At 46.7% G+C, this 16261-nt stretch carries 10 protein-coding genes; 6 read left to right on the top strand and 4 right to left on the bottom strand.

Going from position 1 to position 16261, the window contains the following annotated elements; genetic code table 11:
• Positions 1-45: 45 nt before the first annotated feature.
• Positions 46-462: a YbaN family protein gene (locus tag VV1_RS07965; protein WP_011079603.1), complete on the top strand. Its 417-nt coding sequence runs from the start codon at positions 46-48 to the stop codon at positions 460-462.
• Between the two features lie 43 nt (positions 463-505).
• On the opposite strand, the gene tyrS is transcribed toward VV1_RS07965, so the two are convergent.
• Positions 506-1693, bottom strand: coding sequence for a tyrosine--tRNA ligase (gene tyrS, locus VV1_RS07960; RefSeq protein ID WP_011079602.1), 1188 nt, complete (start codon positions 1691-1693; stop codon positions 506-508).
• A 127-nt stretch (positions 1694-1820) separates the two neighbouring features.
• Between tyrS and shyC the strand changes: the two genes are divergently transcribed.
• Positions 1821-3113, top strand: coding sequence for a peptidoglycan DD-endopeptidase ShyC (gene shyC, locus VV1_RS07955; RefSeq protein WP_011079601.1), 1293 nt, complete (start codon positions 1821-1823; stop codon positions 3111-3113).
• 72 nt (positions 3114-3185) lie between these two features.
• On the opposite strand, the gene VV1_RS07950 is transcribed toward shyC, so the two are convergent.
• From VV1_RS07950 to erpA, 3 genes are all read right to left on the bottom strand, one after another.
• On the bottom strand, positions 3186-6368 hold the full coding sequence (locus VV1_RS07950) for an efflux RND transporter permease subunit (protein ID WP_011079600.1): 3183 nt from the start codon (positions 6366-6368) through the stop codon (positions 3186-3188).
• A gap of 10 nt (positions 6369-6378) precedes the next feature.
• Complete coding sequence (locus VV1_RS07945) at positions 6379-7473, bottom strand: efflux RND transporter periplasmic adaptor subunit (protein WP_011079599.1); 1095 nt, start codon at positions 7471-7473, stop codon at positions 6379-6381.
• 125 nt (positions 7474-7598) lie between these two features.
• A complete protein-coding gene (gene erpA, locus VV1_RS07940; protein WP_011079598.1) occupies positions 7599-7940 on the bottom strand; it encodes an iron-sulfur cluster insertion protein ErpA in 342 nt (113 codons plus the stop codon).
• Between the two features lie 286 nt (positions 7941-8226).
• On the opposite strand from erpA, the gene hemL reads away from it, so the two are divergent.
• The 4 genes from hemL (at position 8227) to VV1_RS07920 (ending at position 15589) form a co-directional block, all read left to right on the top strand.
• Positions 8227-9522 (top strand): glutamate-1-semialdehyde 2,1-aminomutase, encoded by a 1296-nt coding sequence (gene hemL / locus VV1_RS07935; protein WP_011079597.1) that lies wholly within the window; start codon positions 8227-8229, stop codon positions 9520-9522.
• Positions 9523-9771: 249 nt separating this feature from the next.
• Entirely contained in the window at positions 9772-10857 is a 1086-nt protein-coding gene (locus VV1_RS07930) for an AI-2E family transporter (protein ID WP_011079596.1), read from the top strand.
• 73 nt (positions 10858-10930) lie between these two features.
• Complete coding sequence (gene rsmC / locus VV1_RS07925) at positions 10931-11953, top strand: 16S rRNA (guanine(1207)-N(2))-methyltransferase RsmC (protein ID WP_011079595.1); 1023 nt, start codon at positions 10931-10933, stop codon at positions 11951-11953.
• Positions 11954-12199: 246 nt separating this feature from the next.
• The gene (locus tag VV1_RS07920; protein WP_011079594.1) at positions 12200-15589 is read left to right on the top strand and encodes a response regulator; all 3390 of its coding nucleotides are present in this window, start codon (positions 12200-12202) and stop codon (positions 15587-15589) included.
• The last annotated feature ends 672 nt before the right edge of the window (positions 15590-16261 follow it).

The following is a 16261-nucleotide window of genomic DNA, read 5'->3' as shown; positions in this document are numbered from 1 at the left end:
TAAACCCCAGCCATACTTGTTGATATTTGGCTGGGGAATATCATCATGAAACATCACCCAATAAAAGACAAAGAAGCCTTTCGCCGTAAAGGTTACAACTGCATTGGCTGGACGTGTGTCATTCTAGGCACGATTGGCATCACAGTGCCACTGTTACCCACGGTGCCCTTTATCCTATTGGCACTTTACTGTTTCGGGAAATCTTCCCCTGTTTTTCAACAGTGGCTACTCAACCATCCTAAGCTTGGCCCTTTAGCACAACGCCTTAACAAGAAACAAGGTTTAACGCGGCGAGAAAAAATTCACTCTTTGCTGTTGATTTGGGTATCCATGCTCAGCGTATTATTTTTTGTGGCTTACGGTACGCATTGGCAGTACGCCATTTTGTCACTTCTCCTCTTTGAAACTTGGTTCATCTTACGTTTCAAAACCTATCAACAAGCAGAAAAAAAGCGCCTTTAAGAAGGCGCTTTTCGATAGCAGTGAGATGCCCTAGGGGCGCATCTTACGCAATGGTGATTCGAGCAAACTTACGTTTACCAACTTGGAACACATAGGTGCCAACGGCTGGTTCTGCTTTGGCGTCTTCTACTTTTTCACCATCCATCTTAGCCGCGCCTTGCTTCACCATACGCATCGCTTCCGATGTTGATGAACATAGCTCAGCCTCTTTTAGCAAGTTCGCCATTGGTGTGCCTGCGGCAAAAGTAAACTCTGGCATTTCATCAGGGATCTGATTTTTCGCAAAACGGTTAACGAACTCTTGCTCTGCCGCATCCGCATCGGCTTCACTATGGAAACGGGCAATGATCTCTTTTGCTAACAGTACTTTGATATCACGTGGGTTTTTACCTGCTGCAACATCCGCTTTGAACTGAGCTAACTCTTCCAATGGACGGAAAGAAAGCAACTCGTAGTAGCTCCACATCAGGTCATCTGAGATGGACATGATCTTACCAAACATCTCGCTTGGCGCTTCGCTAACACCAATGTAGTTGTTGGCGGATTTTGACATTTTCTTCTCGCCGTCTAGGCCAACAAGAAGAGGCATCATCAAAACCACCTGCGGTTTTTGTCCGTTCGCTTTTTGCAGTTCACGGCCCATTAGCAAGTTAAACTTCTGGTCAGTACCACCGAGTTCTACGTCGGTTTCCATCGCCACAGAGTCATAGCCTTGCAGAAGTGGGTACATAAACTCATGAATAGCGATTGGCTGACCACCTGCATAGCGTTTTTTGAAATCATCACGCTCTAGCATACGTGCAACAGTCTGGTTTGCCGCAAGACGAATCATGCCTTCAGCACCAAGCTCAGACAACCATTCAGAGTTAAACTGAATTTTTGTTTTCGCAGGATCGAGAATTTTGAACACTTGCTGCTTATAGGTTTCAGCATTGCGTAGCACATCTTCACGAGTCAACGGTGGGCGCGTCGAGTTTTTACCAGTTGGGTCACCGACCATACCAGTAAAGTCACCAATCAAAAATGTCACATCATGGCCAAGATCTTGAAACGCACGCAGCTTGTTCAAAATGACGGTATGACCTAAGTGAATATCAGGCGCAGTTGGATCGGCACCCAATTTAATGCGAAGAGGACGACCTTCTTTTAGTTTTGCGATTAACTCTTCTTCTGGAATCAGCTCTTCAACACCGCGCTTAATCTCGGCTAAAGCGGCTTCAATGCTCGCCATGCTTGTTCACTCCCACAAATTTGGCAAAATATAATAGCTGGACATCTTACTTGAATAGCGATGATTTTTGAAACAAGTTAGACTATTCCGTTGTTAATTTTGTCTTCATAAACCGTATAAACCCGATATGCTTTCAATTTTTGCCCGTCTTCCCATATTGCACAAAGTGCTGATCGGCTTTTTTAGTGCGATGATTTTTGTCGCTCTGTTTCTTTTGCCTGATGCTAATGAACTGCGCCCAAAAGAAAACCGTTTAGAAGTAGGACGCCACTACCCTATTGACATCGAGATGCAGCGATTGTCAATCAATCCCGTTTTGTCTACCGAATCCTCAGTGCATCGTTGGGAACGCTATCGCGTGAAGGATGGGGAAAGCGCCGCCATCTTATTCCAACGCATTGGCTTATCGGCTTCCTTATTACACCAATTGATCACCACCAACGATGAGATCAAAACTCAACTTTCTCGCCTTAAACCTGGTGATATGCTGCAATTTGGCTTTGATGCACAGGATCAATTGGTCAAACTCAAACGCCAACTGAATGCCTTCGAAACCTTTGAAATTACTCGAAGTGATACTGGTTACAACTCTCAGCTTAATAATAAGGAAGTGAACTACCAGTACGCGTATGCCGAAGCGTCCATTACTTCAAACTTTTGGAATGCCGCCATCAGCGCAGGATTGACGGCTAATCAAATAATGGAACTCGCCGGGATTTTTGGCTGGGACATCGACTTTGCACAAGATATTCGTGAACGAGACAGCTTTCGCGTGCTTTATCAAGAACAGGTTGTAGAAGGAGAAGTCATCGGTCGTGGCCGTATTATTGCTGCTATTTTCCGTAACCAAGGCGATACCTTCACCGCCATCTATGATGACAAAACAGGCAACTATTACGACGAGAATGGGCGAGCAATGAAGAAAGCGTTCTTGCGGGCACCTATCGATTTCCGACGCGTAAGCTCTAACTTTAATCCGCGTCGACTGCATCCCGTTACCGGACAAGTCAAAGCACACCGAGGTACCGATTACGTCGCGCCCGTTGGTACACCAATTTGGGCTGCTGGCGATGGTGTCGTACAACAAGCGGGGTACAACCAATTTAACGGTAACTACGTGTTTATCCGCCACAGCAACACTTATCTGACTAAGTATTTGCATCTACAAAAGAAATTGGTCAAGACCGGACAACGAGTCAAACAAGGTCAAAGTATTGGTACTTTAGGCGGGACAGGCCGTGTGACAGGCCCTCACCTGCATTATGAATTTTTGGTCAACGGGGTTCACAAAAACCCCAGAACGGTCAGCTTACCTCAAGCTCAATCGTTGAGCGGACAAGCAAAAGAGACCTTCATCGCCAATTCTAAACTGCGTCTTGATAAATTAGAGCGCTACAGTAAGTTACTGGCAATGAACTAACCCTGCGTCAGCACACGAAAAGCAAAAAGAGAGGCAAGGTTTGCCTCTCTTTTGCTTAATAGGGTTTGGAGATTACAAGCCGACGACTTTTCCAGATTCAGAGCTTGCTGCTGGTGGAATGTCAGTATGAACGTCGTCGATGAGATCTTCTTCGACGTCATCGTCTTCTTTCACACTTCTATGTTCTCGCCCCAACATCAATAAACATGGCGTTAATACTAAAGTTAATACCGTCGCAAACGCCAAACCACCCGCCACAGCGGTTGCCAACTGTGACCACCACTGGGTACTTGGTGCACCGAATTCAATTTTTTGGTTGATCAAGTCGATATTCATTTCCAATACCATCGGCAATAACCCAAGGATGGTCGTCACCGTGGTGAGCATCACCGGCCTTAAACGCTGAACCCCAGTGCGCAAGATCGCTTCTTCCTTGTCTAAACCACGTTGGCGTAATTGGTTATAAGTGTCGATCAATACAATATTGTTGTTCACCACAATACCTGCCAGCGCAATCACTCCGATGCCTGACATAATGACGCCAAACGGTTTTTGGAAAATCAACAGCCCAGCAAAAACCCCGACCGTGGAAAAGAGCACAGCACTGAGGATCAAAAACGCTTGATAGAAACTATTAAACTGAGTGATCAAGATAAGAGCCATCACCGCCAGTGCGATCATAAAGGCGTTTTGTAAGAACGCGGATGAATGCTCCTGCTCTTCATTTTGCCCTCGAATCCGAAACTCCACGCCCTCAGGCAAGCCAAGCTCACTGAGCGCTTGCTCAATCTTTGGCAGTTCAAGCGCTAAGTTGTACCCCTCTACCATATCCGCCATGACGTTGATCACGCGCTGCCCATCAATCCGTTTGATCGTGTCTTGTTTGGGCTCAGGTTTGATCTGCGCAAAGTTGGTAATCGGCACAAGCCCAGCGGGTGTTTTCACTCTTAACTGATCAAAGCGGCCAATGTCGCGTTTTTCTTCCGGATAGCGTACCAAAATGTCCACTTCTTCATTGGCGTCATCCGGTAAGTAATCACCAATTTTCAAACCATTAGTGACAAACTGGACCGTATTGCCAACCAAAGTCGCGTCAGCTGCAAAACGCGATGCATCGTCACGTCGGATGTCGATTTGCCAATCGATCCCTTCCTTACTGGAAGTATCACTCAAGTTGGTCAGCGCTGGGTTGTTGTCAGCCCAATGTCGCACCACTTTAGCTGCATCATCGAGGTGCTCAGGGATACGAGATGACATCTCGATCACCAAGTCATGCTCCACTGGTGGCCCTGCATCGGGAAATTTATATTCGATCTCAACCCCTGAGAATGTGGATGTGGTTTGTTTTAACTCATCAATAATCTCTTTGACTTTACGCCGATATTGCCAATCCACAGGCGTAATTTGGATCTGGCCAATTTCGTCATCACCACCGGTTCGGGTATAGACACTTTCAAACTCATCATGCCCAAGCATCACTTGTTCGATGTTGCGCATCACGACGTCTTTCTCAAAAATCGACAAGTCACCGTAAGAACGAACTTTAACCGTAAAGAAAGGAGGATCGACTTCAGGGAAAAACTCCGCGCCTAACCCAGCTTTGTTATAGGCAAAGCCAACACCACCGGCCATTAGGATCGCGCTCAACAAGATCTTCAATGGGTGTCGTACGGCAATCGCCAAAGTATGGTAGTAAAGCTTGGTGATACCCGTTGCTTTGTCGAATTCACCATTGTGTAAAGCCACCATACGACGCTGGTTCTCACTTGAGACATTTTGCGGCTTACCAATCAGGCCCCCTAATACTGGCACAAACAACAGTGCCATGATGAGAGACGCCGCTAACGTCGCAATTAAGGTCAAAGGCAAATACTTCATGAATTCGCCCGTAATATCGGGCCAAAAAAGCAGTGGTGCAAACGCAGCTAACGTCGTCGCTGTTGATGCGGTAATCGGCCACGCCATACGTTTGGCTGCGTCACGATAAGCCTGTTTGCGTTCGACCCCTTCCTGCATGCGGCGATCGGCAAACTCGGTGACCACAATAGCCCCATCCACCAGCATGCCTACAGCCATGATCAGAGAAAAGAGCACCACGATATTGACGGTCAGACCGAACACGGCCAAAACCAATAAGCCAGTGAGGAAAGAACCTGGGATCGAGATCCCCACAAGCAACGCAGTTCGAACACCCAAAATGGCAATAATGACGATGACCACCAAAATGATCGCGGACAAGATGTTGTTTTGCAGATCATTGAGCATCAACTCAACATCTTCCGACTGATCCCAGGTGTATTTCACCAGCAAGTTATCTGGCCAATCTGCCCGCTTTTGACCTTCTTCGATCACTCGTTTAACCAACTCAACGGTTTCGATGATATTTTCACCGGCGCGTTTTTTTACATCGAGTACCACGGCCGGTTTACCATCTAGACGAGCAAAAGACTCCGGATCGCGAAAGGCTCTCCGTACTGTCGCCACATCGGCAAACGTAATGACCTGCTTACCATCCACTTTGATTGGTAGCTCTAAGACATCCTTTAATGAATCAAACACCGAAGGCACTTTGACCGAGAAACGGCCATAACCCGTGTCGACAAAACCCGCCGCCACCACTCGGTTGTTCAACGCGATCAGATTGTAAATATCTCCCTGATCCAAGCCATAGCTTTCCATCAATAAGGGATCGACGATGATTTCGACGATATCTTCACGGTCACCCGCAATATCAACTTCAAGAACTTGGCGATAGCTTTCGAGTTTGTCTCGAAGTTGACGAGCAACTTGAACAATCGTGCGCTCTGGTAACGTACCGTAGAGCACAACAGACAGCACAGGCTCTTCTGAAGCCAGCGTGACCTCATTTACTGTTGGTTCATCACTGTCTGCTGGCAATTTCGGCTTGGCGAGATCCACGGCATCACGAACATCCGCCATCGCCTTTGCCAGGTCTACCCCCACAGTAAACTCCAACATAACCGAAGCATGCCCTTCCGATGCCGTCGAGGTCATCTCTTTGACCCCTTCGATAGAACGCAGCTCTTGCTCTATCGGACGTACAAGCAAACGCTCCGCATCCGTTGGAGAGATGCCTTGGTGGCCAACGGAAACGTAAATAATCGGAATGGTGATGTCTGGACTCGATTCTTTGGGAATCGTCATGTAAGTACCAATGCCTGCCAGCAAAATCATCACCAGCAGCGTCATCATGGTACGAGAGCGGGAAAGAACCGCATCTATCACAGATAACATGGCACTCTCCTCAATTGGTTACGAGTTCAGTTTGTGGTGTCGCATCAACCAAATCGCCATCTCGAACAAAACCTTGCCCCAGCACGATAATGTCAACCTGTTCTCCCAAGCCAGACAGCCACACGCCATCTTGCTCGGCTTTTACCAATTGAATAGGAACAAAGCGCACATGCTGATTCTGCACTGTTTTGACGCCTAAATTACCACGCTCATCAAGAGCCAACATCGCTGGCGTCACTTTAATCGCGGATGTCTGATCTAGGGTTAATTGCACTTCTGCGCTGACACCAGCAGGAATGCGATGCTGGCTGTTGTCGACTTCAATTTCAATGGGAAAGGTATTGGTTGAAGGAGAAGAGACTTGCCCAACATAACGAATAGCACCTTGCAATAACTGCCCGCCAATCAAACGCACTTGCGCCATCTGTTTAGCCGCCAGATGCTGAACATGTCTTTCGCTGACGTCGGCTTCAATCACCAATTTTTGTAGATCGATCACGGTCGCCACCGGATCGCCAATACCAACGAAATCCCCCACTTCGACAAAACGGCTATCAAGGATGCCATCAAAAGGAGCCCGAACCTCCGTATTGCTCAGCTCGGTTTCCACATTGCTAAGATTGGCTTTTGCATCAACCAAAGCGGCTTCTGCTGTTGCAAACGCGACTTCGCCTTGTAAACCGCGACTTTTCAAGGATTGCGCTGCCTTAAACTCTTTCAGCTTCACTTCAAGCATGGCTTTCGCGCGCTGTAAGCGATAATCCAAATCACGCTTATCGATTATCGCAATCACCTGACCTTTACGTACCGCTTGGCCTTTCTCGACTTCTAAACGCACGATTTTTCCCGCAATCTCTGCGCCTAAACGAGCTTGGCGGTTGGGCGCGGTTCGACCATAAAGATCAATACTGCGTGCCGTTGGCTGAGCCAAGAATGTTTGATACACGACTTTCGCTAATGGAATTTCTTGCGCGGCTTTGGTGGACGATGTTTCATCGGCTTTGCTACTGCCAAAGCCAAGCCATGCACCTAAGATGAGAATAATAAGAAGAGATACTAGCCACGGACGCTGAATAAACTGGCGGCCTTGTTGTTTGATAGACATAGAAAGTCCTTTTTATTTTTGTGCTCAGCAAGACGGAATCTGGAGCAAGTTTTACGTGACATCCTAATACGTAAAACTGAGGTGGTTGGTTTTGCCAACCACCTGATAATCAGCTGTTGGTGAGACTACACGCTGAATGATGCACCACAACCACACGTGGTTGTTGCATTTGGGTTGTTGACGAAAAAGCGTGAGCCTTCCAACCCTTCTGTGTAATCGACAACGCCGCCAATTAAATACTGCAGACTCATTGGGTCAACAACTAACGTAACACCACTGTTTTCGATAGTGGTATCGCCTTCATTGACGCTTTCATCAAAAGTAAAACCGTACTGGAAGCCGCTACAACCACCGCCAGTAATGTAAACACGCAATTTAAGCGCTGGGTTTTCTTCTTCAGCAATCAACATCTTAACTCGTGCTGCTGCTGCATCAGAAAATGATAATGGTAGATTAATATCGCTCACGACGACCTCTCTCACTCGTGTATTCCCGCCAGACAATCTCGATATTAGAGGCCGCTGACGATGGTATTGTTTTAGCTATCGCGAGATTATCCAATACCTGACCAATACGTTCAAGTATTCACCACTGTATTGTCTACAATGTTTCGCCAAATACTCATTATCTAAACAGAACATTTTTATAAATCCCGTGAATAGAGTCATAAACCGAAGCAAAATATTTCTAACTGCCGTTGAGAGAGGTACAATGCCCGCCACTTGGTCCGAGCAATCAGAAGAGGATAAACCCATGACCAAATCAGCCGAGCTGTATCAAAAAGCCCAGCAAACCATTCCTGGTGGCGTTAACTCACCCGTTCGTGCGTTCAACGGCGTTGGCGGTTCGCCAATTTTCGTCGAAAGAGCCGATGGCGCCTTCATTTTTGATGCGGATGGCAAAGCCTACATCGATTACGTAGGTTCATGGGGTCCGATGATTTTGGGCCATAACCACGCGGTGATTCGTGAAGCAGTGATTGAAGCTGCGCAACGTGGCCTCAGCTTTGGTGCTCCGACCGAAATGGAAATCAAAATGGCTGAGTTGGTTTCCGAGCTCGTTCCTTCGATGGAGCAACTACGCATGGTCAGTTCAGGTACTGAAGCGACCATGAGTGCAATCCGCCTAGCGCGCGGCTTCACTGGCCGAGATAAAATTCTAAAGTTTGAAGGTTGTTATCACGGCCACGCAGACAGCTTGCTTGTTAAAGCGGGCTCTGGTGCCTTGACTCTAGGTCAACCAAGTTCTCCAGGTGTGCCTGCCGATTTCGCAAAACATACCCTAACCGCTACATTTAACGATCTCGATTCAGTACGAGAACTGTTTGCAGCAAACAAGGGTGAAATCGCCTGTATCATCGTTGAACCGGTGGCGGGCAACATGAACTGTATTCCGCCAGTGGAAGGCTTCCACGAGGGGCTACGCGAGATCTGCGATCAAGAAGGCGCACTGCTAATTTTTGATGAAGTGATGACCGGCTTCCGTGTGGCACTTGGTGGTGCACAAGCTCACTACAACATCAAGCCAGACTTGACCACACTTGGTAAGGTCATTGGTGGTGGCATGCCAGTTGGTGCGTTTGGTGGCCGTAAAGAAGTCATGCAATACATTGCTCCAACCGGTCCTGTTTACCAAGCTGGAACATTATCAGGTAACCCTGTTGCCATGGCGGCGGGCTACGCTTGTTTAACGTTACTGCGTGAAGAAGGCAATGAAAAGCGCCTGGCATCAAAAACCAAACATCTGGCCGATGGCTTTAAATCTCTTGCAGCACAACATGGTATTCCACTTGTGGTCAACCAAGTGGGCGGTATGTTTGGCTTCTTCTTTACTGAGCAAGAGCAGATCACTTGCTATGAAGATGTCACTAAGTGCGATATTGAACGCTTCAAACGCTTCTTCCACCTCATGATTGATCACGGTGTTTATTTGGCGCCTTCTGCCTTTGAAGCCAGCTTCACCTCATTAGCTCACGGTAGCAAAGAGATTGAGGCGACATTGGAAGCGGCAGATCGTTGTTTTGCGATTTTGGCAGCAGAAAGCAAGTAAGATTGCCAACGCTCAACGACAAAAATAAGGAAAGGATCGCAGTCAGCGATCCTTTTTCATTGCCAATTAAATATCACCAACAGCGCGAGCACACCAATGGTCACCGCGAACCAAGGAATACGTCGTGATGCTTTTCTCGCTTCACAGCCTTTCTCATTATTACAACAACCCATAATCGCCCCATTGCGTTGATAAGCTTCGAGTTTCAGGTCATTATAGCCACAGACTGCAACTAATTGGACTGTTACCGTGCCAGAAAAAATTAAAATCAGCTCAAGCCACTGGGTGCTGATCGTCGCGTTGTTAGCCGCAGGGACTGCGTGCTACCTGTTGGTCGAGCCTTATATAAACTCGATTATCATGGCGTTCATCATTTCCCTATTGATGTTTCCCATTCACGACTGGTTTGAAAGCAAAATGCCCAAACATCGCAATATGGCGTCCTTGCTCTCTTGCGTTGTTTTAACCTTTATTATCGTTGTGCCTTTGTTGTTTGTTTTTGCTGCCATTGTTCAGCAAGGGTCTGTTTTCTCGCAAAATACCTACCAGTGGGTGACACATGGCGGTATCCAGCAAGTGCTTGGTCATCCGTGGATTGTTAAAGGTCTAAAGCTGGTTAATGAGTACTTACCTTTTGACAATATTGACGCCAAATCCATTGCAGAAAAAATTGGCCAACTCGCCACATCATTTGGTTCAAACTTGGTTGCCATCAGTGCAAAAATACTCGGTGACGCGACCAACTTCCTGATGGATTTTTTCTTGATGCTGTTTGTGCTCTTTTTCTTATTGCGCGATCACGACAAAATCATCAGTGCGATTCGTCATATTCTGCCCTTATCGCGTAGCCAAGAAGATAAGCTGCTGAGTGAGATTGAAAATGTCTCTAAATCTGCGGTAATGGGCTCTTTTCTCACCGCGATTGCACAAGGGATTGCCGGTGGTTTAGGGATGTGGCTTGCGGGCTTCCCAGGGCTCTTCTGGGGCACCATGATGGGCTTTGCTTCCTTCATTCCCGTTGTCGGTACCGCGCTTATTTGGATCCCGGCCACCATCTACTTGTTCTTAACCGGCGATACTGGTTGGGCTATCTTCCTTGCCATTTGGAGCATCGCTATTGTTGGCTCAATAGATAACTTACTAAGACCATTTTTAATGCAAGGCAGTGGCGGAATGAACACCTTGCTGATCTTCTTCTCCCTATTGGGAGGGATTCAGTTATTTGGACTGATAGGTCTGATCTACGGGCCACTGATTTTTGCTATCACTATGGTGCTATTTAATATTTACGAGGAAGAGTTTAAGGGCTTCCTTGACCAGCAAGACAACAGCTAACCAACACCACTACTTCAAGTCCTGGGCAGATTATGAGAAAATCTGCCCACTTTTTTCTAACTGACGCCACTTCATGTCTGCCTATACTGCTCCTAGCCAAATTGCCCAACGACAACTCGACTATTTCAACGGAAAGCACGTGCTCGTCGCAGGGGAAGTTGAAGATTTGTTTCCACTCGAACTGGCTGAACACTGTGAATCGGTGAGTGTGTTCACGTCGAATTACAGCTATTTCCGTCAAATTCGCGCCCATTCAACGATCACCAGCTACTTTGGCTCGCAACTTGAGGCAGATAGCCAAGCTGATCTCTTACTGCTTTACTGGCCAAAGGCAAAAGCAGAGGCGGAATATCTCCTCGCCATGCTGCTGGCTAAGTTGGGTTCTGGCTGCGAAATTGTCGTGGTGGGTGAGAATCGCTCTGGTGTTAAAAGCATCGAAAAAATGTTCCAAGCGTATGGCCCCGTCAACAAGTACGATTCAGCTCGTCGCTGCTCCTTTTATTGGGGGCAATGCAACACGCAACCAAACGCCTTTAATCAAGCCGATTGGTTCCGTCATTACTCCATCAATATTCACGGACAACAATTAGAGATTCAAAGCCTACCGGGTGTCTTTAGCCATGGCGAGTTTGATTTAGGCAGTCAATTACTGCTGGAAACGCTTCCCTCTTTAAGTGGCAAGGTGTTGGATTTTGGTTGTGGTGCTGGTGTTATTGGCGCATTCATGGCCAAGCGCAACCCAGCTATCGAACTCGAGATGTGTGACATCAATGCATACGCGTTAGCGTCAAGTGAGGCAACTCTGGCAGCCAATGGTTTGCAAGGCCGCGTTTTCGCTTCAGACATCTACTCCGATACTGCTGATGACTATCGTTTTATCATCTCTAACCCTCCATTTCACAGTGGTTTGGACACCAATTACAAAGCGGCTGAAACACTATTAGGCCAAGCGCCACAGTATTTGAACAAGCAAGGCGAATTGATCATCGTAGCAAACAGCTTCCTCAAATACCCACCTATTATTGAGCAAGCATTCAGTAATTGCGCGACTCTAAATAAGACCAATAAGTTCTCGATATACCACGCCAGCAAATAACGATTCTTCTGCAGCACAGCGTCTAACTGTGCTGCTTTTGCTCAATTTCCATCACCCATTCGATATTTTTGCGCCACTCTCCACGAATTGATGACAACTTACTTGTCAAAGTAAAAAAACTCGTTAATTTCGTTAAATTTGAATCCTTTTACTCTTATCTCCGCAAAACTGGCCTTGAACGAGAGTAAATTCATGCATTCACAACTTTGATTCGAAACCTTGTCTTCACAACCTTGACGAAATTGTATGTTTAAGTTTTATCGCAAACAGAAGTTTAAACGCCTTCAAAGTACTCTGATGACTGCGTTTTTGGTGCTGAGTATCACGCCATTAACCATCACAGCGATTTTCTTTTTGCAATCACACAGTAAAGATCTCCAAGAACAGAGCACTTCTCACCTGCTTTCTGTTCGAGACACCAAACAACAACAGATCCTGGATTATTTCCAAGCACAAGAAACGGAAGTGATGGGATTTGTCCGTTCAGAGTTGGCTTACGCGAGTGGTGGCCGATTTTACGGGCTTGTCAACGCCTTCAAAAGCTTAGGCGTGGATATGGAACAGGCTCGAGAAAACGCTCAACAGCGCTATATTCAGGGGTCTGGCGATCAAATAAAAACGTCGATTTTACCGGAATCCAGCTCTTTTGTTGGTAGTGAACGCTACCGTTTACTACATAAGCGCTATCACTGGGCCTATTTGGAGCTTTTGAAGCGCTCCGATTTTGACGATATTTTGTTGGTGGATCTCGATGGCAACGTCACCTACTCCATCTACAAAAATGAAAACTTTGGCACAAACTTAATTGAAGGGCCTTTTAAAGAGAGCATGCTCGGCAAAAGCTTCCGTCAATTGGCCAATGACGTCAGCGAAAAACGCAAGCAAAACGAAGACTATACCCCCGTCTATATTTCCGACTTCTCGGTTGAAGATGGCAAACAAGTCGCTTGGTTGGGTGCACCGATCATCCAGCAAGGCTATCTGCACAGCTACGCCATGTTCAGGCTACCCAACAATGGCATCACTAAACTGATTGCAGACATCAATAAAGATGCAGCTATCCACACTTTGCTGGTTGGAAGTGACCACTTACCTCGCACGATGACCACAAAGCAAACCGATATCGAAAGCAGTATTGAAGTGGTCGATAAGGCCCTCGCGGGACTGACGGATGTGGGGACTTATATCAACAGCAGCGATGAGGCGACCATCGCCGCCTATGCGCCAATTTCATTCAAAGGTCAAACCTGGGCGTTAGTGGTTCAGTTGCCGGAGAAAGAAGCGTTTGCACGCATTCATCAGTTAGAAAAACTGTTCGTCATCGCTATGTTGATTGCGATCGTGCTGGTGTTTATCTCATCTCACTACTTATCGAATTTCATCACCTCACCACTACTCAAACTCACTTGGGCTGCAGAGCGCGTTTCTGCAGGTGATCTCGATGAAAACATGATTAATACCGAGCGCAAAGACGAAATTGGCCGTTTAGCGATCAGTTTTGAACGAATGCAACGCTCTATTCGCGATAAAATTCAGCTCATTAAAACGCAAAATGCGGAGCTAGAGAAAAATCTACAACTGATTCAAAAGCAAAATGACGAATTGCAATTGGCCGATAAGCTCAAAGATGAATTTTTGGCGACGACCTCTCATGAGCTACGCACTCCACTGCATGGCATGATTGGTATTGCAGAAACCCTCATCTCAGGGGCAAACGGCCCACTGCCCTCTAACCAGCGCTATCAACTGGACATTATTATTAAGAGTGGCCAGCGCTTAGCTACGCTTGTGGATGACTTGCTTGACTACCACAAAATGCGCTATGGCAGTTTGGATATTCAAAAGTCCGCCGTCAATTTGGCCAGTGCAACTCGACTGGTATTAGAGCTCTCTCACCATTTATTGGGCAACAAAACTCTGCGCATCATTAATCAGGTTTCTAACGATGTTGCGCCGGTATCTGCCGATCCACAGCGATTAGAACAGGTGCTGTATAACCTTATTGGCAACGCGATCAAATACACCACTGAAGGGAAAATCGTCATTTCCGCCAATGTGGTTGACGATAAAGTTCGAGTGCAAGTCGTCGATACCGGCCAAGGCATTCCCGCAGAACAGTTGGAGCATATTTTCGAACCGCTTATTCAAGCTGGTCGCGACTCTGGTCGTTATCGCCAAGGTGCCGGTCTGGGACTTTCCATTAGCCGTCAGCTTATCGAGTTAATGGGAGGATCGCTCTACGTCAGCAGTCAACCTATGGTTGGCACCACCTTTAGCTTCACCTTGCCATTGGCCAGCGCAGACGAAATCAGTGCCACGGAAGTCATGCAAAATCAACATCACTTCCAAGCGCCAGATAGCAATGAATTGATCTCATTAGATAATTCCTCACTGCCAGAAAATCCCAATGGTCCGCTACTGATTGTGGCCGATGATGAACCCGTCAACTTACGCGTGCTTGAAAGTTTCCTACGCATCGAAGGGTACCGAGTGCAAACGGCCTCAGATGGCCCAGACACTCTCGAACTCATTGAACATGAAAAACCCGCCTTGCTGTTGCTCGACATAATGATGCCAGGCATGAGCGGTTATCAAGTTTGCCATCAACTCCGACAGCAATACGACATGGCAGAATTGCCTATTATCATGCTAACGGCGTTGAGTCAGAGCGAAGATCGCGTGCGAGGATTCGAAGCTGGGGCCAATGATTACTTAACCAAACCATTTAATAAGCAAGAGCTTGCGGCCCGAATTAAAGCGCATTTAATGGCAAGTAAAGCAGAAGCTCGTCGCTTGGAAAATAATCGCCTTGAAGCGGAGCTTCGCCAACGTGCTATGGTAGAAGCGAGCTTACTGGAAACACAAGGGCGTTTATTAGAACAATTGGAATCGGCCCCAGAAGCCATTATCTGTATTCGTGAAGATAAGCGTATTCGCTTTGCCAATGACGCGGCCTGTAAACTGTTCAAACGCAGCTTAGAGCAACTCAAGCGCTCAAACGCAGAAGAACTTATTGCACCCAAATATTTAACCGTCAAACAGCAGCACTATTGCGGCAATATCGATATCTATGTCGACGATGTTCGACAGCATATTGAAACGGATATCCTTAAACTACCAGAAGGGTCTGGCCTTGATGCGATGTTTATCTTTAATGTCGGGGGAGGCGCTGCTGCTTCTCGTGTGCACAACCTAGAAACCGCCGTAGAAGTCCTTTCAAGCTATGCCTTTGATGGTGACAAAGAGCGCTTACAGAGCCTCAAAGAGCTAGGGGGAGAATTTACTCGCCTGGCCGACAAAGCGCTGGGTACCAATAAGAATAAGCAAGAGCTGATGCGTGAAGTCCTCGTGGATTTGATGACGCATGCACTCGATTATTGGGAGTCAGTGACAGGTGAAAACAAATTTACCTTTGCTGAACAAAGTGGTTTATGGCGTGTTTATCTCGACCGCAGCACGCTACAAACTCGCACACTTGATAAATACATGCGAATTGAAACCTTGCCAAAAACGCCGCGTTGGAGAACCGTGTTGAGTTCTATTGAGTACATTCTGGAGCACTGTAAAGAGCAAAGTCCTGAGCGTACTTACATTGAGATGCAGCGAGATAAATTACAACGCCTGCTCACCAGCTAATAATGTTGGGCGTCTATCGTTAACTTCAGCCCGATTCGAAAGAGTCGGGCTTTTCATTTGCCCAACTTTCAGATAGTTGCGTACTTCCCCTCAGAACAAGCAATATCAACTCCAGTGTTGATGAGCATGCTCTACCGTCATCAGACAGCGCAACACGTCCTTGACGATATTTCGAGCCTCTCTACTACTCTTAAAGCGCAAACGCGCTAGGGGATGTCTTTACGATTATAGGAAACGCTTGCTCGCCTACGGTTATTGCAGGGTAAACCGCTCTCACATCCATATAGGCGGGATACCTGCGCGTTATGTTTTGCCTTTGCTTGTCCCCTTCGCTGCAGAAATGAAGTGGTAAACACCGCTAATGATGTGCGAATAAAAACCACGCAGATATGCCCAATACGCACTTTATTCTCAGTTAAAAATAACCATCACTCAGTGCGAAAAAAATGCCATTTTTTCATCGTACAAACCATTACTCTCGCCTAAAGTGGGGACTTTTAAACCATATTGCGAGATCAATCACAACAGAACGGCAGATTAAATTTTTGTCGATTAATTAACGTCATTTTGCTGTGTGAGCGAGATCCTCATTTAGAACCAGAAGCCTAATATCTATAGTACAAAGAGCCAGAGAGGTAAGTAACCACTAACAGACACCTACCTACATTAAGA

The organism is Vibrio vulnificus CMCP6, from assembly GCF_000039765.1.
Taxonomy (GTDB): domain Bacteria; phylum Pseudomonadota; class Gammaproteobacteria; order Enterobacterales; family Vibrionaceae; genus Vibrio; species Vibrio vulnificus_B.
The sequence above is the reverse complement of the archived record's forward strand: the minus strand, read 5'-3'. Positions and strand labels throughout refer to the sequence as shown.